General features: G+C 58.9%; 21 protein-coding genes. 17 read left to right on the top strand and 4 right to left on the bottom strand.

The features are described from left to right. Positions 1 to 21: 21 nt before the first annotated feature. From ACSQ2W_RS18185 to ACSQ2W_RS18160, 6 genes are all read left to right on the top strand, one after another. A complete protein-coding gene (locus tag ACSQ2W_RS18185; protein ID WP_018325192.1) occupies positions 22 to 225 on the top strand; it encodes a DUF3126 family protein in 204 nt (67 codons plus the stop codon). 235 nt (positions 226 to 460) lie between these two features. Then, complete coding sequence (locus ACSQ2W_RS18180) at positions 461 to 820, top strand: phasin family protein (protein WP_436087505.1); 360 nt, start codon at positions 461 to 463, stop codon at positions 818 to 820. Positions 821 to 1069: 249 nt separating this feature from the next. Then, positions 1070 to 1423, top strand: coding sequence for an ATP-dependent Clp protease adapter ClpS (gene clpS, locus ACSQ2W_RS18175; protein ID WP_436087504.1), 354 nt, complete (start codon positions 1070 to 1072; stop codon positions 1421 to 1423). A 9-nt stretch (positions 1424 to 1432) separates the two neighbouring features. Beyond that, the gene (clpA, locus tag ACSQ2W_RS18170; RefSeq protein ID WP_436087503.1) at positions 1433 to 3955 is read left to right on the top strand and encodes an ATP-dependent Clp protease ATP-binding subunit ClpA; all 2523 of its coding nucleotides are present in this window, start codon (positions 1433 to 1435) and stop codon (positions 3953 to 3955) included. A gap of 80 nt (positions 3956 to 4035) precedes the next feature. Continuing rightward, entirely contained in the window at positions 4036 to 4773 is a 738-nt protein-coding gene (locus ACSQ2W_RS18165) for an AzlC family ABC transporter permease (RefSeq protein ID WP_436087502.1), read from the top strand. Then, positions 4770 to 5114, top strand: a complete 345-nt coding sequence (locus ACSQ2W_RS18160; RefSeq protein WP_436087501.1) for an AzlD domain-containing protein — start codon at positions 4770 to 4772, stop codon at positions 5112 to 5114. The genes ACSQ2W_RS18165 and ACSQ2W_RS18160 overlap by 4 nt, the downstream gene beginning before the upstream one ends. Positions 5115 to 5120: 6 nt before the next feature. Here the strand turns inward: ACSQ2W_RS18160 and ACSQ2W_RS18155 are convergent, their stop codons facing one another. Genes ACSQ2W_RS18155 through ACSQ2W_RS18140 form a run of 4 tightly spaced genes read right to left on the bottom strand, consistent with a single transcriptional unit; the run spans position 5121 to position 7999 of the window. Further along, the gene (locus tag ACSQ2W_RS18155) at positions 5121 to 5552 is read right to left on the bottom strand and encodes an HIT family protein (protein ID WP_436087500.1); all 432 of its coding nucleotides are present in this window, start codon (positions 5550 to 5552) and stop codon (positions 5121 to 5123) included. A gap of 43 nt (positions 5553 to 5595) precedes the next feature. After that, entirely contained in the window at positions 5596 to 6789 is a 1194-nt protein-coding gene (locus tag ACSQ2W_RS18150) for a GNAT family N-acetyltransferase (RefSeq protein WP_436087499.1), read from the bottom strand. Positions 6790 to 6792: 3 nt separating this feature from the next. After that, a complete protein-coding gene (locus ACSQ2W_RS18145) occupies positions 6793 to 7518 on the bottom strand; it encodes a glycerophosphodiester phosphodiesterase (RefSeq protein WP_436087498.1) in 726 nt (241 codons plus the stop codon). Positions 7519 to 7531: 13 nt separating this feature from the next. After that, entirely contained in the window at positions 7532 to 7999 is a 468-nt protein-coding gene (locus ACSQ2W_RS18140) for a RidA family protein (protein WP_436087497.1), read from the bottom strand. A gap of 147 nt (positions 8000 to 8146) precedes the next feature. Between ACSQ2W_RS18140 and ACSQ2W_RS18135 the strand changes: the two genes are divergently transcribed. The 11 genes from ACSQ2W_RS18135 (at position 8147) to fabZ (ending at position 19574) form a co-directional block, all read left to right on the top strand. Then, the gene (locus ACSQ2W_RS18135; protein ID WP_436087496.1) at positions 8147 to 8974 is read left to right on the top strand and encodes a cell envelope integrity EipB family protein; all 828 of its coding nucleotides are present in this window, start codon (positions 8147 to 8149) and stop codon (positions 8972 to 8974) included. Positions 8975 to 9165: 191 nt separating this feature from the next. Then, on the top strand, positions 9166 to 9933 hold the full coding sequence (gene rpsB / locus ACSQ2W_RS18130) for a 30S ribosomal protein S2 (RefSeq protein WP_037123924.1): 768 nt from the start codon (positions 9166 to 9168) through the stop codon (positions 9931 to 9933). Positions 9934 to 10190: 257 nt separating this feature from the next. Next, entirely contained in the window at positions 10191 to 11117 is a 927-nt protein-coding gene (gene tsf / locus ACSQ2W_RS18125; RefSeq protein ID WP_436087495.1) for a translation elongation factor Ts, read from the top strand. Between the two features lie 191 nt (positions 11118 to 11308). After that, on the top strand, positions 11309 to 12031 hold the full coding sequence (gene pyrH / locus ACSQ2W_RS18120) for a UMP kinase (RefSeq protein ID WP_436081534.1): 723 nt from the start codon (positions 11309 to 11311) through the stop codon (positions 12029 to 12031). Between the two features lie 50 nt (positions 12032 to 12081). Further along, positions 12082 to 12642 (top strand): ribosome recycling factor, encoded by a 561-nt coding sequence (frr, locus tag ACSQ2W_RS18115; RefSeq protein ID WP_436087494.1) that lies wholly within the window; start codon positions 12082 to 12084, stop codon positions 12640 to 12642. Positions 12643 to 12679: 37 nt separating this feature from the next. Beyond that, positions 12680 to 13423: an isoprenyl transferase gene (locus ACSQ2W_RS18110; RefSeq protein ID WP_436087493.1), complete on the top strand. Its 744-nt coding sequence runs from the start codon at positions 12680 to 12682 to the stop codon at positions 13421 to 13423. After that, the gene (locus ACSQ2W_RS18105; RefSeq protein WP_436087492.1) at positions 13423 to 14256 is read left to right on the top strand and encodes a phosphatidate cytidylyltransferase; all 834 of its coding nucleotides are present in this window, start codon (positions 13423 to 13425) and stop codon (positions 14254 to 14256) included. Before ACSQ2W_RS18110 ends, ACSQ2W_RS18105 begins: the two co-directional genes overlap by 1 nt. 30 nt (positions 14257 to 14286) lie before the next feature. Beyond that, positions 14287 to 15420: an RIP metalloprotease RseP gene (gene rseP, locus ACSQ2W_RS18100; protein WP_436087491.1), complete on the top strand. Its 1134-nt coding sequence runs from the start codon at positions 14287 to 14289 to the stop codon at positions 15418 to 15420. Between the two features lie 250 nt (positions 15421 to 15670). Further along, on the top strand, positions 15671 to 18001 hold the full coding sequence (bamA, locus tag ACSQ2W_RS18095) for an outer membrane protein assembly factor BamA (RefSeq protein WP_436087490.1): 2331 nt from the start codon (positions 15671 to 15673) through the stop codon (positions 17999 to 18001). A gap of 48 nt (positions 18002 to 18049) precedes the next feature. Further along, on the top strand, positions 18050 to 19114 hold the full coding sequence (lpxD, locus tag ACSQ2W_RS18090; RefSeq protein WP_436087489.1) for a UDP-3-O-(3-hydroxymyristoyl)glucosamine N-acyltransferase: 1065 nt from the start codon (positions 18050 to 18052) through the stop codon (positions 19112 to 19114). Then, positions 19107 to 19574: a 3-hydroxyacyl-ACP dehydratase FabZ gene (fabZ, locus tag ACSQ2W_RS18085; protein ID WP_436081527.1), complete on the top strand. Its 468-nt coding sequence runs from the start codon at positions 19107 to 19109 to the stop codon at positions 19572 to 19574. The genes lpxD and fabZ overlap by 8 nt, the downstream gene beginning before the upstream one ends. The last annotated feature ends 2 nt before the right edge of the window (positions 19575 to 19576 follow it).

The following is a 19576-nucleotide window of genomic DNA, read 5'->3' as shown; positions in this document are numbered from 1 at the left end:
AACCCGTCATGGAGAAAAGACTTGAAGCCCGAAGAAATCAGAAAGCTCGAAGCCTATTTCAAGCGCACTTTCAACCAGTCGATGGTCATCAAGGCGCGTCCGAAGAAGGACGAGTCCGCGGAAGTCTACCTCGGCGACGAGTTTCTGGGCGTTGTCTTCCGCGATGAGGAAGACGGCGAACTGTCCTACAATTTCTCGATGGCCATTCTCGATATAGACCTCTGATCGCTCGTTATAGTTGATCTTTTTCTTTTTAACCCGGTTCTGATATTCAGACCGGGTTTTTTCGTAAAGTCATACTTTTATTTATTTTTTCGCGGAATATGCTCCAATTCCGCTCTATTTCATCAAGCTGTTGCAATAACAGTGTTTTATTGCCTTGCACGTATACATTGACTTTATTGTGCAGTGCACATAAGTTGGTGTCGTCGTGAGGCGTCAAAAAAAGAGGAGCAGCCCGATGTTCAATTTCGAAGATGCAAACAAGAAAAGCAAAGAAACGATGGATACGATGTTGAAGAGCTATGGAACGTTGACGAAGGCTTTTCAGGCGATCGCCACTGAAGCCGCGGATTATTCGAAGAAGGCGTTCGAAGACAGCATTGCTCACGTCGAAAAGATCACCACCGTCAAGAGCGTCGAAGCTGCTTTTGAATTGCAGACCAAATATATGAAGTCGGCTTACGAAGGCTATATCGCCGAAGCCACGAAGATCGGCGAAATGTACGCCGATCTCGCCAAGGACGCATACAAGCCCTACGAAGCACCGATCGCCAAGGCGGCGGCAGCCGTCAAGTCGGCTACCGCTGCCGCAGCGTAAGACTTTCGGGTCACGCATCAAATTCTGAAAACCGGCCGCGCGCACCCGCGGCCGGTTTTTTGTTGCCTGCATCGGATCTCGCCGATTGGCAGCCCAAGAAAGTTGGTCAATCTTGTGCCCCATGACGCAAATATGATTGCAGTGCAGGAGAACAGCCTTAAAATCCGGAAAAGAGCCACTAGATTATCTGTCACGAACAGGCCGCGAATCCTCCCAAGCATTTGCGGCCGGACAAGGGAATGAAGTAGAATGATCGCCATGCCGGTCCGGATGCAAAAAGACAGCGACGGGGATGGGGGCAATGCCAATCGCGGCACGTCTGTCATCACTCGGACAAAGCCGAAGACCAAGAAGCCAAGTCTGTACCGCGTACTGCTTTTGAATGACGACTACACGCCGATGGAATTCGTGATCCACATCCTGGAGCGTTTTTTTCAGAAGGACCGCGAGGCGGCTACCCTGATTATGCTGCACGTCCACAATCACGGCGTGGGTGAATGCGGTATCTTCACGTACGAAGTTGCCGAAACCAAAGTGACGCAAGTGATGGATTTCGCCCGCCAGCATCAGCACCCGCTGCAATGCGTCATGGAAAAGAAATGAGGAACTGACGTGCCAACATTTTCAACCAGCCTTGAAAAGGCGCTGCACCAGGCTCTGACGCTGGCCAATGAGCGCCATCACGAATATGCCACGCTGGAGCACCTGCTGCTGGCACTGATCGACGATGCCGATGCGTCGGCGGTCATGGGCGCGTGCAACGTCAATCTCGACAGCCTCCGCAAGACGGTGTCCGACTATGTCGACAATGAACTCGGCAACCTGGTCACGGGTTATGACGAGGATTCCAAGCCGACGGCGGGTTTTCAGCGCGTCATCCAGCGGGCGGTCATTCACGTTCAATCGTCAGGCCGCGAGGAAGTGACGGGGGCCAATGTTCTCGTTGCCATCTTCGCCGAACGCGAGAGCCATGCCGCCTATTTCCTGCAGGAGCAGGAGATGACCCGCTATGACGCGGTCAATTTCATCTCGCATGGCATCGGCAAGCGGCCGGGTTCATCCGAGACGCGTACGCCGCGCGGGGCCGATGAGCCGGAATCCGAACAGAAGCCCTCGCGCGAGCAGGACGAAGGCGGACCGAAGAAGCAGCAGGATGCGCTGACCGCCTATTGTATTAACCTCAACGAGAAGGCCAAGGGCGGCAAGATCGATCCGCTGATCGGCCGCCACTCGGAGGTCAATCGCACGATCCAGATCTTGTGCCGCCGTTCGAAGAACAACCCGCTCTATGTCGGCGACCCCGGTGTCGGCAAGACGGCGATCGCCGAAGGGCTCGCCAAGCGCATCGTCGAGAAGAAGGTGCCGGAAGCGTTGCAGGACGCGACGATTTTCTCGCTCGACATGGGCACGCTGCTGGCTGGCACGCGCTACCGCGGCGACTTCGAAGAGCGTCTGAAGCAAGTCGTCAAGGAACTGGAAGACTATCCGGGCGCTGTCCTGTTCATCGACGAGATCCACACGGTGATCGGTGCCGGGGCTACCTCGGGCGGCGCCATGGATGCCTCCAACCTGTTAAAGCCGGCTCTTTCCTCCGGGTCCATCCGCTGCATCGGTTCGACCACCTACAAGGAGTATCGCCAGTTCTTCGAGAAGGACCGGGCACTTGTCCGCCGCTTCCAGAAGATCGACGTCAACGAACCGACGATCCCCGATACCATCGAGATCATGAAGGGCCTGAAGCCCTATTTCGAGGATTATCACAAGCTGAAATACTCGAACGAGGCGATCAAGTCTGCCGTCGAGCTTTCGGCCCGCTATATCAACGACCGCAAGCTGCCGGACAAGGCGATCGACGTGATCGACGAGACCGGTGCCGCGCAAATGCTTTTGCCGCAAAACAAGCGGCGCAAGCTGATCACCGAGAAGGAGATCGAAGCGACGATCGCGACGATGGCCCGTATTCCGCCGAAGACCGTTTCGAAGGACGACGAGACCGTTCTCGCCAATCTGGAAAAGGAACTGCGTTCTGTCGTCTACGGTCAGGATCTGGCGATCGAAGCTTTGGCTTCGGCGATCAAGCTCGCCCGCGCCGGTCTTCGCGAACCGAACAAGCCGATCGGCTCCTATGTCTTCTCCGGTCCGACCGGCGTCGGCAAGACGGAAGTCGCAAAGCAGCTCGCAGTCTCGCTCGGCGTCGAACTGATCCGCTTCGACATGTCGGAATATATGGAGCGCCATACGGTCTCGCGTCTGCTTGGCGCGCCTCCCGGCTATGTCGGCTTCGACCAGGGCGGGCTTCTGACTGACAGCATCGACCAGCACCCGCATTCGGTGTTGCTGCTCGACGAAATCGAGAAGGCCCATCCGGATCTGTTCAACATCTTGCTACAGGTCATGGATCATGGCTCGTTGACGGATCACAACGGCAAGAAGATCGACTTCCGCAACGTCATCCTGATCATGACGACGAATGCCGGTGCGTCGGACATGGCCAAGGCTGCGATCGGCTTCGGCTCCTCGAAGCGCGAAGGCGAGGACATCGAGGCGCTGAACCGGATGTTCACGCCGGAATTCCGCAACCGTCTCGATGCGGTGATCCCGTTCGGTTCGCTACCGACGCCGGTCATCCACCAGGTCGTGCAGAAGTTTGTCATGCAGCTCGAAACGCAGCTTGCCGAGCGCAACGTTACCTTCGACCTGCATCCGGACGCGATCGCTTGGCTGGCCGACAAAGGTTACGACGAGAAGATGGGCGCGCGGCCGCTGGCGCGCGTCATTCAGGAAAACGTCAAGAAGCCGCTGGCCGACGAAATCCTCTTCGGCAAGCTGAAGAAGGGTGGTGTCGTCAAGGTGACTGTCGGCGTCAAGGCCGATGGTACCAAGGGTCTGATCCTCGATTCTGTTCCGGAAACAGCGCGGATCAAGCCGAAGGCGGAGGTCGTCGCGCCGGTACGGAAGTCTTCCAAGGCGGCAAAGCCGAAGGAAATGGAAACTGTCGGTGCTGATCCGGAAGGCAGCGCGAAGCCGAAGAAGGCTGTGAAGGCTGCTGCCAAAACCGAGGAGCCGGGAGGCGCCATCGCTCCGGCGGCGCCCCGCAAGGGACGCACGGTACCGAAGGTGCCGCGCAAGAAGTAAGCGGCTGCAACATAGAGACACGGTGCCGGGCGGAATGGTCCGGCACTGTTTTTTTGTGACATGAACCAGCGGATGTTTTGATGAAAAACGGCGAGATGGCCGGCTCTGCGCGGCATTGGTTCCTGACCGGGATGACGGGCATTTTCAGCCTGCCGGCGATCATCCTGATGCTGTCCTTTGTCGGCTTCTGCGCCTTTACCGCGCAGGCCGGCATTCCGGTCGAGCAGGTGGTGTTCATGACCGGCGCCGTTTGGGCGCTGCCGGCCAAGGTCATCCTCGTCACCGCGATCCTCGGCGGCGCCAATGTCCTGACAGCCTTTATCGCGGTGACACTGTCCTCCATCCGGCTGATGCCGATGGTGGCGGCTCTCGTGCCGGAAATCCGCACGGAGAGGACCCCGACCTGGCTCTTGCTGTTTCTCTCGCACTTCATCGCGATCACCGCCTGGGTTTTCACGATGGAGCGGGTGCAATCGGTGCCGCGTGAGCGGCGGATCGCCTTTTTTGCAGGTTTCGGCATCACGCTCGTCCTTGCCAATATGGCGCTGGTGGCCGTCGTCTACCGGTTCGTGGCGGAGTTTCCGCCGCTTGTCGCCGGCTGCCTGTTCTTCCTGACGCCGGTCTATTTTCTCGCTTCGATCTGGAGTTCAGCGCGCCATCCGGTGATCTATGTCGCCCTGATCGTCGGCCTTATCGCCGGCCCGGTATTCTACTGGCTCGCACCGGAATTCGACATCCTGCTGGCAGGCGTCGGCGGCGGCACGGCCGCCTGGCTTGCTGAGCGCAGTTGGCGTCAGCGCAAGGAGACGCGTGCATGACCGTGCTCGACGGATGGTGGGCTTACGTGTTCATTGCGATCGCAGGCTGGCTTGCGACGGATATCTGGCGCTGGCTGGGCGTGCTGGCGGGGAACCGGCTGCGGGAGGATTCCGAAGCTTTGAGCTGGGTGAGGGCGGTTGCGACGGCGCTGGTGGCAGCGGTTATCGCCAAACTCATTCTTTATCCGACCGGCGTGCTTGAACAATCGCCGCTCTGGCTCCGCCTCGGATCCGTTGTCGCTGGCTCCGCCGCCTTTTTTATCGGGCGCCAGAGACCAGGGGTCGGTATCGCCACGGCCATCGCGGTCCTGGCCGCGGGATTGTACATGTTGGGATTCTAAAAAGCCTCAGCCTGCGAGGGCTTGCTTGATTTTCTCAGCATTCGCGGCGAGAACCGCACCATCTTCCATCTTGCCGGAATGCGGCCGCAACGGCACGCCCTCGCGACGGGGAATGACGTGGAAATGCAAGTGAAACACCGATTGACCCGCTGGTGCTTCATTGAACTGCATGATCGTCACGCCGTCGGCATCGAAGGCCTTCTGCGCTGCGATCGCGATTTTCTGGACGACCGCAATCAAGGGACCAAGCGTTGCCGGATCGGCGTCGAGAATGTTGCGGGATGCCGTCTTCGGGATGACCAGGACGTGGCCTTCCGCCTGTGGCATGACATCCATGATGACGAGGGTGTTGTCATCTTCATAGACCTTCTGCGAGGGAATTTCGCCGCGCAGGATCTTGCTGAAGATATTGTTGCTGTCATAGGCGCCGCTGCTCATCTTGAGTCTTCCTCCTGGGTGTCTTTTCAAAAGCGTAGCGTGTTCAGTCGTCCATTTCCTGCCGCGCACCTTTGCGGAAAGGGCTGTGATCTGCAAGCATATCGCCGATCTGCTCGACGTCCCGCCGCTCGCGTTCGAGATAGTCGGCCACAGCCCGCTTCAATCCCGGATGGGCAATGAAATGCGCCGAATGGGTCGTCACCGGCAGGTAGCCGCGTGCCAGCTTGTGTTCGCCTTGGGCGCCCGCCTCCACGCGCTTCAGCCCTTTGGAAAGCGCGAAATCGATCGCCTGGTGGTAGCAGACCTCGAAATGCAGGAAGGGATGGTCTTCGATGGCGCCCCAGTGGCGGCCGTAAAGCGCGTCGCTGCCGATGAAATTGATCGCGCCGGCTATATAGCGGCCGCTGCGCCTGGCCATGACCAGCAGGACGTCGTCCGCCATCCGCTCGCCGATCAGCGAATAGAATTTGCGGGTAAGATAGGGACGGCCCCATTTGCGGCTGCCGGTATCCATGTAGAAAGCGAAAAACTGGTCCCAGACGCTTTCGGTCAGGTCCTTGCCGGTCAGCCAGTCGATGCTGATGCCGTGTTCAAGCGCTGTCCGGCGCTCCTTCTTGAGCGCCTTGCGTTTCCTGGAAGCGAGCGTTTCGAGGAAGTCGTTGTGGGATGCGTAGCCGTCGTTGACGAAATGGAACTGCTGGTCGGTCCGGTGCAGGAAGCCGGCGCGCTCGAATGACGGCATTTCCTCTTCCGGCACGAAGGTTACGTGCGCCGATGACACCTTGTGACGGCGCGCCAGTTCCTGAAGCCCGGCCACAAGTGCCTCGCGAACTGCGCTCTCATTGGCATCGGGCGCGCTCAGAAGCCGCGGACCGGTCGCCGGCGTGAAGGGGACCGAGCACTGCAATTTCGGATAGTAACGCCCGCCGGCCCGCTCCAGCGCATCGGCCCAGCCATGATCGAAGACATATTCGCCTTGGCTGTGGTTTTTCAGATAGCAGATGAGGCCGCCTGCCAGACTGCCGTCGCTCCCCTCCATCAGCAGATGCTGGCCAAGCCATCCGGTATCCGCCGTGGCCGAGCCGGAGTCCTCCAGCGAAGAGAGATAGGCGTGGGAAATGAACGGATTGTAGAGACCGCCGGGCTGTCCTTTGGCGGCTCCGGACAATCCGTCCCAGCTTTCCCTCGAAATATCCTGAAAGGAGGTTTCGATGCGGATTTTCACTTCGCCTGTCATTCTCTAAGCGGAAAGCCTCTCCCTTGGATCAAATCCCTCGAACGTCATCTGATCCGCGTGGCTGAACGTGTGATCGACGGCGGCCTGGTCCCGAACTGTCCAGGTGATGATCGGCCGTCCGAGGGTGCGCTCCTTGTCGATGAACGAATTTGGCAGATGTCCATAGTGATAGGAAATGAAATCGAGGCCAAGCTGCATGGCTTCCTCGTGAATGAAGAACGTTTCCGGTCGCGCTCCCTCGGCCGTTAGCCCCAAAGGGTAGGGCGGGTCGAGCGCCTTCAGGTCTTTGAGCAGCCAATGGTCGAAGCTCATCAGGGCAACATGGCCGTCGTAGCCTTCCAACGTTTCCAGCACCGCGTCAGCAAAACCCTCGTCGTCACCCTTGCGACCCTTGAGTTCAAGGATCAGCGGTACGCGGCCTTTTACCAGCCTGAGAAGTTGGCCGAGTGTCGGCACCTTGTCGGCGGTGCCGCCGATCGCGACGAGGCCGAGTTCGCCGGCCGTCTTTTCGCGGATATCGCCCTTGATGCCGCACAGGCGCTGCATGTCGTCATCGTGAAAAACGACGGGCACGCTGTCTGCGGTATATTGCAGATCACATTCGATCGCGAAGCCGTTTTCCACCGCCCGGGAAAAGGCGGACAGCGTGTTTTCCCAGATGGTATGGTTCATGTCGTGATAGCCACGATGCGCGATCGGTTGCGCCGTCAGCCAGGAGAGGTCTTTCATGGCGGCTGTTCCGTTATGCGATTTCGATGACAGCGTCGATCTCGACGGCGGCATTGAAGGGCAGGGCGGCCATGCCGACGGCTGCGCGGGCATGAATTCCAGCGTCGCCGAGAACTTTGGCGATCAGGTTGGATGCCCCATTCATGACCAGATGCTGTTCGATAAACGTCGGGTTGGAGGCAATGAAGCCGTTGAGCTTGACGATGCGGCGGATGCGCGAGAGATCGCCGCCAAGTGCTGCCTTGGCCTGGGCGAGAATGTTGATGGCGCAGAGTTCGGCTGCACGCTGGCCTGTCGCGACATCGACGCCGTCACCGAGATGCCCGGTAATCGCGATCTTGCCGTTTTCCATCGGCAGTTGGCCGGAGATATAAAGATGCGATCCGCTGATGACGAAGGGGACATAGTTTGCGGCAGGAGCTGCGGCCTGCGGCAAGGTGATTCCCAGTTCCTGGATGCGTGCTTCGATTTCTGCGGACATGGATAACTCCGTTGTGTTTTGTCACCAAATGCTGCATGCAAAGCGTGATTCATGAAGTGATAAAATACCGCTTCGCGATCATCTATGCCTCGCTTTCGCCGGATGTGTTCTTATAGCATCGGCGGCGAGTCCAACAGGAGGAAACGGATGTTTCGTTCAAGCTTTGCCTCTGCCATTCTGGCATGGGCGTGTTTCTCCGGCGTGACGATCGGCGGCGCTTCTGCAGCGTCCGCCAATATCCTGGTGCCTCACCGTGCCGTGTATGATCTCGAGCTGAAAGACGCATCCGAGCGCTCCGGCATTTCCGGAATGTATGGCCGCATGGTCTATGAATTCAACGGCTCCGCCTGCGAAGGCTACACAGTCAGTTTTCGTTTCGTCACCAAGGTCGATACTGGCGAGGAGGTCAGGCTGACGGACCAGCAGACAACGACCTATGAGGACCTGAAGAACGGCAATTTCCGCTTCCTGACGCGTTCCTTCACTGACGAGAAGCTGGATAAGGAGGTGCGCGGTTCCGCCCATGAGGCCGAGCAAGGCGTGAAGGTGGATCTGACCTCGCCGGACAAACGCCAGGTCGATCTGGCCCGGAGCCTGTTTCCGACCGAGCACATGCTGGAGGTCATCGATCGGGCGCAGAAGGGCGAGGCGCTGTTCGAATCCCGCATCTTCGACGGCTCCGATTCGGGCGACAAGACACTCATCACCACGACAATGGTCGGCAAGCAGCGGACACCGGTCGCCGATGACGGCGACGCCGGAAAAGCCGGAGCGATGGCTTCCAAGCCCTATTGGCCGGTGACCATCTCTTACTTCAACGACGACATGACCGGTGACGCGCTGCCGATCTACCGCATGGAGTTCAAGCTCTACGAAAACGGCATCACCCGCGATCTGACGATGGACTACGGCGACTTCGTGCTGACCGGCAAGCTTGCTGACCTCGAAGTCTTCAAGCAGGGCGACTGCAAGTAGAACCCGACGCGCTGCCTTCCAATATTTTATGCTCCTCCCTTGATTTATAGGGCAACAGGGGGTATGGCCACCGCATTCCACACGTAAGGTTTGGGACCGTCCGGGAGAAATCCGGCAGTTCCACCCGGTGGCGCCTTCGAAGAAGGTGCTGTTTGCCTTGCGGAGGTTCAACCGGAAAAGGAGAAAAAGGCATGGCATTGCCTGATTTTAGCATGCGCCAGCTTCTGGAAGCTGGCGTTCACTTCGGTCACCAGACTCATCGCTGGAACCCGAAAATGAAGCCGTACATCTTCGGCGATCGTTCGAACGTCCACATCATTGACCTCGCACAGACCGTGCCGATGCTGTCGCGCGCCCTGCAGGTCGTCAGCGACACTGTTGCCAAGGGCGGCCGCGTTCTGTTCGTCGGCACTAAGCGCCAGGCGTCCGAGATCATCGCTGACGCTGCCAAGCGCTCGGCCCAGTATTACGTCAATGCCCGGTGGCTCGGCGGCATGATGACCAACTGGAAGACGATTTCGAACTCGATCCAGCGCCTGCGCAAGCTCGACGAGATCCTGAGCTCGGAAGCTTCGGGCTTCACCAAGAAGGAACGTCTGAACCTCGAGCGCGAACGCGAAAAGCTGAACCGTGCTCTCGGCGGTATTCGCGATATGGGCGGCGTACCGGACCTGATGTTCATCATCGACACCAACAAGGAATCGATCGCCATCGACGAAGCCAAGCGTCTTGGCATCCCGGTCGTCGCGATCATCGATTCGAACTGCGACCCGGACCAGATCGATTTCCCGATCCCCGGCAACGACGACGCTTCGCGCGCGATCTCGCTCTATTGCGATCTGATCTCCCGCGCTGCCCTCGACGGCATCGCCCGTCAGCAGAGCTCGTCCGGTCGCGACCTCGGCGCCTCTGCCGAACTGCCGATCGAGCCGGCTCTCGAAGAAGCCGCCGAAGCCTGATCGGGCTGGACGGCGGGGTTTCTCGCCGCTCCTCTAGATAAAATCAGGAAAAGGCCGTTTACGACTGAAGAAGTGAACGGCCTTGTTCTTTTGCACCGGACCAAACTCAAGCAGGGATGGTCTTTGCGATGCACATCACCGCGACGAAGCCTTTCATCACGGTGTCATATTCAGGGGTCATCCCCTGCCACATCCTCCTGGTATCGCGCCGGTTTCCTGGCTGCGGACCAGCCGAACAAAACGAAGAGGCAAAAAAGATGAGCACTATTACAGCAGCAATGGTGAAGGAACTGCGCGAAAAGACCGGCGCAGGCATGATGGATTGCAAGAAGGCACTCGGCGAAACCAATGGTGACATGGAAGCCGCGATCGACTGGCTGCGCGCCAAGGGCATTGCCAAGGCCGACAAGAAGTCCGGCCGTGCAGCCGCCGAAGGCCTGATCGGCATCGCCAGCAGCGGCACCAAGGCCGTCGTCATCGAACTCAACTCCGAAACCGACTTCGTTGCCCGCAACGATGCCTTCCAGGACCTGGTTCGCGGTATTGCCGGCGTCGCTGTCGGCACCGATGGCTCGGTTGAGGCGATTTCCGCCGCCAACTTTCCGGCGACCGGCAAGTCCGTTGCCGAAAGCATCACCGATGCAATTGCCACGATCGGCGAAAACATGGCGCTGCGCCGTTCCGCCTTGCTGTCGGTTGAAGACGGTGTCGTCGCCACCTACGTTCACAACTCCGTTGCGGACGGCCTCGGCAAGCTCGGCGTTCTCGTCGCGCTGAAGTCGACCGGCGACAAGGACGCCCTGAACGCTATCGGCCGCCAGGTCGCCATGCACATCGCCGCGACCAACCCGCTGGCCATCCGTTCGACCGAGGTCGATCCGGCCGTTGCCGACCGCGAGCGCTCGATCTTCATCGAGCAGTCGCGCGCTTCCGGCAAGCCGGACAACATCATCGAAAAGATGGTCGATGGCCGCATGCGCAAGTTCTTCGAGGAAGTAGCACTTCTGTCGCAGGCTTTCGTGATGAACCCCGACCTCACCGTCGAAGCTGCCGTCAAGGAAGCTGAAAAGGCTGTCGGCGCTCCGATCGAAGTCACCGGCATGGCCCGCCTTCTGCTCGGCGAAGGTGTCGAGAAGGAAGAAACCGACTTCGCCGCTGAAGTAGCAGCCGTCGCCAAGGGTTGATTTCTTCATCCTGATTGGGAAAACCGGGGGGCATCGCGTGACAACGCGGTGCCCTTCGTGTATCCGGCATCATCATCACATTGGCGCAGGCTCCTTCGGTCATCATCCGGGGTGACATCGGCCGCGCGGGGATGAAAGATCAGTTTTACGCACCATCTCGCATGTGTGCGCCTTCTTGGACAGGAGTGACGATGTCGGCCAAACCTCTCTTCAAACGCGTGCTGCTGAAGGCTTCGGGCGAGGCGCTCATGGGCAATCAGGGCTTCGGCATCGATGTCGCTGTTGCCGACCGGATTGCCTCGGACATTGCCGAAGCGCGTGCCATGGGAGTGGAAGTCGGCGTGGTCGTCGGCGGCGGCAACATTTTTCGCGGGGTCGCCGTGGCTTCCAAGGGCGGCGACCGGGTAACCGGCGACCATATGGGCATGCTGGCAACGGTGATCAACGCGTTGGCCCTGGCGACGTCCTTGCGCAAGCTCGACATCGATACCGTCGTACTCTCGGCAATCGCGATGCCGGAAATCTGCGAAAGCTTCTCGCAGCGCGCGACGCTCTATCATCTTTCGCTCGGCCGTGTGGTGATCTTTGCCGGCGGCACCGGCAATCCGTTCTTCACCACCGATTCTGCGGCTGCGCTGCGCGCTGCCGAAATGGGCGCCGAGGCGATCTTCAAGGGAACGCAGGTCGACGGTATCTATACCGCAGACCCGAAGAAGGACCTGACCGCGACGCGTTTCGACCGCTTGACCCACAGCGAAGTTCTGGAAAGAGGCTTGGCCGTCATGGATGTTGCAGCCGTAGCGCTGGCGCGCGAAAACAGCATTCCGATCATCGTGTTCTCGATCCACGAGAAGGGCGGTTTCGCAGAGATCTTGACCGGCGGCGGTCGCGCCACCATCGTAACAGACAATTGAGCAGGACAGGGCGGCGGCAATGCTGCCGCGATAAAACGGGAGTTTGATCCATGAGTGAAGGTATTGACCTGAGTGATCTGAAGCGCCGCATGGAAGGTGCGATCGCCGCTTTCAAGCACGACATCGCATCGCTGCGCACCGGTCGTGCATCCGCCAATGTTCTCGATCCGGTCATGGTTGAAGCCTATGGCTCGCGCGTTCCGCTGAACCAGGTTGCCAACATTACAGTTCCGGAAGCGCGTATGCTCGGCGTGTCGATCTGGGACAAGTCGATGGTCGGGGCTGTTGATCGTGCGATCCGAGAATCGAATCTCGGCCTCAATCCGATCGTCGACGGGCAGAATTTGCGTATTCCGTTGCCGGAGCTGAACGAAGAGCGCCGCAAGTCTCTGGTGAAAGTTGCGCATGACTACAGCGAGAAGGCGAAGATCGCGGTGCGTAACGTTCGTCGCGATGGCATGGACAGCCTGAAAAAAGCCGAAAAGGATGGGGACATCGGCCAGGATGTGAGCCGCAGCCAGTCGGAAAGGGTCCAGAAAATGACCGACGAGATGATTTCCGACATCGACCGCTTGCTCGCCGACAAGGAAAAGGAAATCATGCAGGTCTAGACTGCCCTTTTCCGAGTCTCTGTTTTTCGGGCCGCTGATGTCAAACCCATTGATTAGAAATGTTCCCACGCACGTTGCCATCATCATGGACGGCAACGGGCGTTGGGCCAATTCGCGTGGGCTTCCGCGCACGATGGGGCATCGCAAGGGCGTCGAAGCCGTCCGCGAGGCGGTGCGGACCGCCGGCGAGGTGGGCATTCGTTACCTGACGCTGTTTGCCTTCTCGTCCGAAAACTGGAGCCGGCCAGAGGCGGAGGTCTCCGATCTGATGGGACTGCTGAAGGCCTTCATCCGGCGCGACCTGGCGGATTTGCACCGGCAGAACGTTCGCATCCGGGTGATCGGCGACAAGACCAATCTTCGCGGTGATATTCTGCCTTTGCTGATCGAGGCCGAGGATACGACGCGCAACAATACTGGCATTACGCTCGTCATCGCGTTCAATTACGGTTCGCGCGATGAAATGACCCGCGCCATGCAGGCGCTGGCGGTTGATGTCGCGCAAGGGCGGCTGACGCCCGACCAGATCACGCCGGAACGCATTGCGAGCAAACTTGACACGTCCGGCATACCGGATCCGGACCTTATTCTGCGCACCAGCGGCGAAGAGAGGCTGTCGAATTTCCTGCTTTGGCAGGCGGCTTATTCCGAACTTCTATTCGTTCCTGACCTCTGGCCAGATTTCAACCGCGAGGTTTTCCTCGATGCGCTGAAGACCTATGCCGGACGGGAACGCCGCTTTGGCGGGCTGTCGCAGCCGACGCTGGCAGTTGGCTCCTGATGCAGAGAGAGCTGCAACTACGTATCGTTTCCGGCATTGTTCTGGCTGCCGCTGTCCTTGGTGCCACCTGGGTTGGTGGAACCGTCTTCCAATTGCTCTCCGTCGCCATTGCGCTCCTTGTCTATTACGAATGGTCGACGATCACCCGCCTTGCCGAGCGTGATTTTCAGGGCAATGCTTTCGGCTGGCTTTCGCAGGCAGTTATCGCCGCCCTCATTCTGTTTGATAATGCTCAGTTGACGTTGCTGGCTTTGGCGGCATCTGCCGTTGCTGCCGCCATTTGGGTCTATCTGCGCGGCGGCAGCTGGTGGCTGCCCGGCGGCATCGTCTATTCCGGGCTTACCGGCATCTCGCTCTCGGCGATCCGGGGGGACAGCGATATCGGCCTGATCGCGATGATCTTCATTTTCGCCGTCGTTTGGGCGACCGATATTTTCGCCTATTTCACCGGCCGGGCGATTGGCGGTCCGAAACTGGCGCCGCGCATTTCGCCCGGAAAGACCTGGTCGGGTGCGATCGGAGGAGCGGTTTGCGGCGTGATCGCGGGCGTCGCGGTGTTCCTCAGCCACTTTTCGATGGACGACCTGCGCATTCCTTTGCTGGCGCTTGTACTGTCGGTCGCCAGCCAGATCGGCGATCTCTTTGAATCCTATATAAAACGCCGGTTCGGTGTGAAGGATTCGAGCAGGCTCATTCCCGGTCATGGCGGCGTCATGGATCGCGCCGACGGACTTGTTTTTGCCTGTTTTGCCGCGCTTCTATTTGTTTTGGTGCAAGTCATGGCTGCCGGTGGACAAAACGCTCCCATGGGGGCAATCCTGCTGGGGCCGTAAATGGCGCCGCATACCTGATCGAGGGATGACATGGCTTACCTGGCCGATATGCTTCACTTTATTCTCGGCTATATCGTGCCGTTTTTGCTGGTTCTGACGCTGATCGTCTTCGTGCACGAGATGGGCCACTACCTTGTCGGGCGCTGGTCCGGAATCCGCATCCTCGCCTTCGCCATCGGTTTCGGCCCCGAATTGCTCGGCTATACCGACAAACGCGGGACGCGCTGGAAGGTCTGTGCCATTCCGCTCGGCGGCTACGTCAAGTTCTTCGGCGATGAGGATGCTGCGAGCGTTCCCGACTACAGCCGCCTTGATCAATATTCCACCGAGGATCGTGGTCGCACCTTCCTGGGGGCCAAGCTATGGAAGCGCGCTGCCACAGTTGCCGCCGGCCCCATCGCCAACTTCATTCTGGCCATCGCGATCTTCGCTGTGCTTTTTTCCATCTACGGCAAGCCGGTGGCGGATCCGGTCGTTGCGGAAGTCAAGGAAAACAGCGCCGCAGCCCAGGCTGGTGTGCTGCCGGGCGACCTGCTCGTTTCCATCGACGGCACGCCTGTCACGACCTTTGACGACGTGCGCCGCTATGTCAGTATTCGCCCGGAAACGCCGATCACAATTCAGATCAAGCGCAGCGGTGAACTGCTGGAGCTGCCGATGGTGCCACAGCGCACCGAGATCACCGACCAGTTCGGCAACAAGATGGAACTCGGCATCATCGGTATCCTGACGAACCAGGAAACCGGCAATTTCCGCTTGCAACACTTTGGCCCGATAGAGGCCGTTGCGCAGGCGGTGATCGAAAGCTGGCACATCGTCACCGGTACATTCAATTATCTGGGCAATCTCGTTACCGGCCGGATGAAGGCCGACCAGCTTGGTGGCCCGATCCGGGTTGCCCAGGCGTCTGGCCAGATGGCGACAATCGGCGTCGCTGCTGTCCTGCAACTGGCTGCCGTGCTTTCAGTTTCCATTGGACTTCTCAATCTTATGCCCGTTCCCGTACTTGATGGTGGCCATCTGATGTTTTATGCGGTGGAAGCGGTCCGCGGAAAACCTGTGGGACCAGGGGCGCAGGACATCGCTTTCCGCATCGGTTTTGCCATGGTTCTGATGCTGATGGTTTTCGCCACGTGGAACGACATCAGTTCGCTTCTGGGTTAGGGATTTTGGACTTGCGCCGGCGGTACGGGCTATCGGAGAGGCGGTCGACCTTTTTGTGAATTCAAAGGGTTGATCGAAAGGAATTGTTTACGATAAAGCAACTTCGTAGTGGCCGTTAGGACACGGTTTCAATTGAAGTAAATAGAAATTAACGAGCTCCCTTGCTTGTATGAGAAAAGCGGTTAAAACGGCAACCGTGACCGGAGTCGGTACGAGTTCGCTGCGGGGCATTGGGAAGAAGGTAAGGTTTATGAAAGCTGGTTCAAGATTTTTGAACGCGGTGTCGGCGGTTGCGCTGTCTACTGGGATTGTCGCATCGGGGACTGGCATTGTAACGCTTGCAAGTGCATCTGTCGCAGAAGCCGCAACGATCAGCCGCGTGGAAGTTCGTGGCGCTACCCGTGTCAGCCCGGAAACTGTCCGTGCCAATATCACGATCGTTCCCGGCAAGAGCTTCAGCAATGCTGATATCGATTCTTCCGTAAAGCGCCTCTATTCGACCGGCTATTTCTCCGATGTCAGCATCAATATCTCAGGTGGCACGCTTGTCGTCACCGTGAGCGAAAACCAGCTCGTCAACCAGGTCGTTTTCAACGGCAACCGCAAGATCAAGGACGACAAGCTGCAGGCGGTCGTTCGCACGCGTTCGCTCGGCCCCTACAGCGAGGCGACGGCGGAATCCGATATTCAGGCCATCAAAGATGCCTATGCGGCCATCGGCCGTAGCGACGTCACGGTTACGACGCAGGTTGTTCCGATTGCGGAAGGTCGCGTCAATCTCGCTTTCGTCATCAATGAAGGTGATCGCACGAAGATCACCCAGATCAATTTCGTCGGCAACAATGCCTACAGCGACGGCCGTCTTCAGGCCGTGATCGCGACGAAGGAATCGGGCATCTTCTCGTTCCTGAACCGCAAGGATGTCTACAACGCCGACAAGCTGCGCGCGGATGAGGAGTTGCTTCGGCAATTCTACTATAATCGCGGCTATGCGGATTTCCGTATCATTTCCTCCGATGCTGTCCTGGATGAATCCAGCAACGAATACACCGTGACGATCACCGTCGAAGAGGGTGAGCGCTACGATTTCGGCCCGGTCAATGTTGAATCGACCGTCGAAGGCGTGGATGCCGAAGAGTTGAAGGGTCTCGTGCAGACCTCCGAAGGCTCGGTCTATAAGGCCAAGGACGTTCAGGAAAGCATTTCCGCAATTTCCAAGCGCGTTGCGGCCCAGGGTTATCCCTTTGCTCGCGTAACCCCGCGCGGTAACCGTGATTTCGGCAACCGGACGATTGCGGTCGATTATCTCGTCGATCAGGGTGAGCGCGCCTATATCGAGCGCATCGAAATCCGCGGCAACACCCGCACACGCGACTACGTCATCCGTCGCGAATTCGACATGAGCGAGGGTGATGCGTTCAATCAGGAGATGATTGCGACGGCCAAGCGCCGGCTTGAGGCTCTCGGTTATTTCTCCACGGTCAACGTCAGCACACAGCCGGGCAGCGCGGGCGACCGCGTCGTGATTGTCGTTGATGTGCAGGACCAGTCGACCGGTTCGTTCGGCATCGGCGCGGGCTATGCGGCCGGCAGCGGCGGCGGGTTCCTTGTCGAAGCCTCGATCGAGGAGAAAAACTTCCTTGGCCGCGGCCAGTATATCCGCTTGGCCGCTGGTCGCGGCCAAGACAGCCGGACCTACAAAGTTTCGTTCACGGAGCCTTATTTCCTCGGCTATCGTCTGGCCGCCGGCTTCGATATCTTCAAGAACGAAAACGACTATGATGAAGACAACTACAGCTATGAGGACCAGGGCTTCAGCCTGCGCGTAACGGCGCCGATTACTGAACGGCTGTCGACGACGCTTCGCTACAACTATACGCAGATGGACTATCACGGCGATACGGATGATCTTTCAAGCCCGTACGATCGGGCCGTCGATGGCTCGCCGTGGGATCGTTCTTCGATCTCGCAGACGCTGGCCTACAACTCGCTAGACGACGCGCAGCAGGCCCACGAAGGTATACTGGCTTCGGCGACGCAGGAATATGCAGGCCTCGGCGGAACGTCTGATTTCTACAAGCTGACCGGTAAGTTCAAGTGGTACTACACGGTGCATGACGATGCGGATATTGTTGCATCGCTGGCTGGCAGTGCCGGCCATGTGTTCAATACCGGCGGCGAGATGGAAGTGTTCGACCAGTTCCAGTTGGGCAGCAACGATATCCGCGGCTTCGAGCGCAATGGCGTTGGCCCGCGCGCGGAAAACGGCGATGCAATCGGCGGCACGACCTATTTCACGGCGTCCGCCGAGGCGACATTCCCGCTGCCGTTCGTTTCACGCGATGCAGGCTTCCGCGGTGCTGTGTTCGCCGATGCCGGTACGCTTTACGGCAACGATGTGGACGTGACCGCGGCCGACGGAGTTCGCGGTACGGGCAGTTCGCTCCGGGCGTCCGTCGGCCTCGGTTTGCTCTGGGCGTCACCCTTCGGTCCGCTGCGCATCGACTACGCGTTCCCGATCGCCAAGGAAGATTTCGACAGGGTTCAGAACCTCAAGTTCGGTATCTCGTCGTCCTTCTGATCCTTGCAGTCCAGAACTGCCTGCCAAAACTGTTCTGGAGTGTTGGCCATGGAATATAATTGGTTCTTCCCACCGCATGAGGGGGTTCGCCTGAGCGATCTGGCGGACCACATCGGCGCGACGATTGAAGACAAGAGTTCAGCCGACCGGCTTGCCCGGTCGGTGGCGCCGGTCTACCGCGCGAAGGAGGGCGACATCTGCTATATGTTGTCCCGCAGGAGCCGCGATGAGCTGGGAACCTGCCAGGCGACTGCGATCGTCTGCGACAAGACCATTGCGTCGCTCGTGCCACCTCATATCCCTGTTCTGCTGACCGCGCATCCGCACACGGCTTTCGCCCTGGCGGGGACCTATCTGCATGAAATGGCAATGCGTCCGTCGCGGAACCTTTCGCAGGCTGGAATTTCTTCCGCGGCGATTATCGATCCGCAGGCGCGGCTGGAGGCTGGCGTCGAGGTCGAGCCGATGGCCGTGATCGGCGCAGGCGCCGAAATCGGCGAGGGGACGCGGATCGGCGCTGGCGCGATGATCGGACCCGGTGTTCGCATCGGCCGCGACTGTACCATTTCCGCCGGTGCGAGCATCCTGTGCGCGCTCGTCGGCAACAACGTCATCATCCATCCCGGCGCCCGCATCGGCCAGGATGGGTTCGGTTATGCGCCGGGCCCGAAGGGCGGAATGATCAAGATCGTCCAGATCGGGCGCGTCATTATCCAGGACAATGTAGAGATCGGCGCCAACACGACGATCGATCGTGGCACGATGGACGATACCGTCATCGGCGAAGGCACAAAGATCGATAATCAGGTTCAGATCGGACACAACGTCCGCATCGGCCGGCATTGCGGCATTGTCAGTCAGGTCGGCATCGCCGGTAGTACGATTGTTGGCGACGGTGTGATGATCGGTGGCGCAGCAGCGGTGAATGGTCATATCAAGATTGGTGACCGTGCGCAGATTGCCGCGATGAGCGGCGTCGCTTCGGATGTTCCGCCTAATGAACGCTATGGTGGAATACCGGCTCGTCCGATGCGCGACTTCCTTCGCGACATCGCCGAAATGACGGCACGGGCACATAGCAGACAAAAGAAATCGGGAGGCAATGATGAGTGAAGCAGGAACCACCGTTCTCGGTACGGCCGATATCCGGGAAATCTTGACGCTGCTTCCCCATCGCTATCCGTTCCTGCTGGTTGATCGCATCATCGAGATTGACGGCGACAACTCGGCGATCGGCATCAAGAACGTCACGGCCAATGAGCCGCACTTCACCGGCCATTTTCCCGAACAGCCTATCATGCCAGGCGTCCTGCTTATCGAAGGCATGGCCCAGACGGCGGGTGCGATCTGTGCCCGCAAGACCGGCGACGGCAGCAATCTGGTTTACTTCATGACGATCGACAATGCCCGCTTCCGCAAGCCGGTGGTGCCGGGCGACCGCGTCGAGTTCCATGTCGTCAAGCAGAAGCAGCGCGGCAATATCTGGAAATTTCATTGTGATGCAAAAGTTGACGGGCAACTTGTCGCGGAAGCTGATATCGGCGCGATGATTATCAGCAAGGAAGACGCCTGAAC

This window comes from Pararhizobium sp. LjRoot255 (assembly GCF_964252905.1).
Taxonomy (GTDB): Bacteria; Pseudomonadota; Alphaproteobacteria; order Rhizobiales; family Rhizobiaceae; genus Pararhizobium.
The sequence above is the reverse complement of the archived record's forward strand: the minus strand, read 5'-3'. Positions and strand labels throughout refer to the sequence as shown.

Bases quoted from the DNA above. Each gene is read 5' to 3' on its own strand.
- ACSQ2W_RS18105 (WP_436087492.1), top strand. From the start codon at position 13,423: ATGCAGAGAGAGCTGCAACTACGTATCGTTTCCGGCATTGTTCTGGCT.
- ACSQ2W_RS18135 (WP_436087496.1), top strand. From the start codon at position 8,147: ATGTTTCGTTCAAGCTTTGCCTCTGCCATTCTGGCATGGGCGTGTTTC.
- bamA (WP_436087490.1), top strand. From the start codon at position 15,671: ATGAAAGCTGGTTCAAGATTTTTGAACGCGGTGTCGGCGGTTGCGCTG.
- ACSQ2W_RS18140 (WP_436087497.1), bottom strand. From the start codon at position 7,999: ATGTCCGCAGAAATCGAAGCACGCATCCAGGAACTGGGAATCACCTTG.
- ACSQ2W_RS18180 (WP_436087505.1), top strand. From the start codon at position 461: ATGTTCAATTTCGAAGATGCAAACAAGAAAAGCAAAGAAACGATGGAT.
- ACSQ2W_RS18110 (WP_436087493.1), top strand. From the start codon at position 12,680: ATGTCAAACCCATTGATTAGAAATGTTCCCACGCACGTTGCCATCATC.
- frr (WP_436087494.1), top strand. From the start codon at position 12,082: ATGAGTGAAGGTATTGACCTGAGTGATCTGAAGCGCCGCATGGAAGGT.
- ACSQ2W_RS18165 (WP_436087502.1), top strand. From the start codon at position 4,036: ATGAAAAACGGCGAGATGGCCGGCTCTGCGCGGCATTGGTTCCTGACC.
- ACSQ2W_RS18155 (WP_436087500.1), bottom strand. From the start codon at position 5,552: ATGAGCAGCGGCGCCTATGACAGCAACAATATCTTCAGCAAGATCCTG.
- ACSQ2W_RS18160 (WP_436087501.1), top strand. From the start codon at position 4,770: ATGACCGTGCTCGACGGATGGTGGGCTTACGTGTTCATTGCGATCGCA.
- ACSQ2W_RS18150 (WP_436087499.1), bottom strand. From the start codon at position 6,789: ATGACAGGCGAAGTGAAAATCCGCATCGAAACCTCCTTTCAGGATATT.
- fabZ (WP_436081527.1), top strand. From the start codon at position 19,107: ATGAGTGAAGCAGGAACCACCGTTCTCGGTACGGCCGATATCCGGGAA.
- rseP (WP_436087491.1), top strand. From the start codon at position 14,287: ATGGCTTACCTGGCCGATATGCTTCACTTTATTCTCGGCTATATCGTG.
- pyrH (WP_436081534.1), top strand. From the start codon at position 11,309: ATGTCGGCCAAACCTCTCTTCAAACGCGTGCTGCTGAAGGCTTCGGGC.
- rpsB (WP_037123924.1), top strand. From the start codon at position 9,166: ATGGCATTGCCTGATTTTAGCATGCGCCAGCTTCTGGAAGCTGGCGTT.
- tsf (WP_436087495.1), top strand. From the start codon at position 10,191: ATGAGCACTATTACAGCAGCAATGGTGAAGGAACTGCGCGAAAAGACC.
- ACSQ2W_RS18145 (WP_436087498.1), bottom strand. From the start codon at position 7,518: ATGAAAGACCTCTCCTGGCTGACGGCGCAACCGATCGCGCATCGTGGC.
- clpS (WP_436087504.1), top strand. From the start codon at position 1,070: ATGATCGCCATGCCGGTCCGGATGCAAAAAGACAGCGACGGGGATGGG.
- lpxD (WP_436087489.1), top strand. From the start codon at position 18,050: ATGGAATATAATTGGTTCTTCCCACCGCATGAGGGGGTTCGCCTGAGC.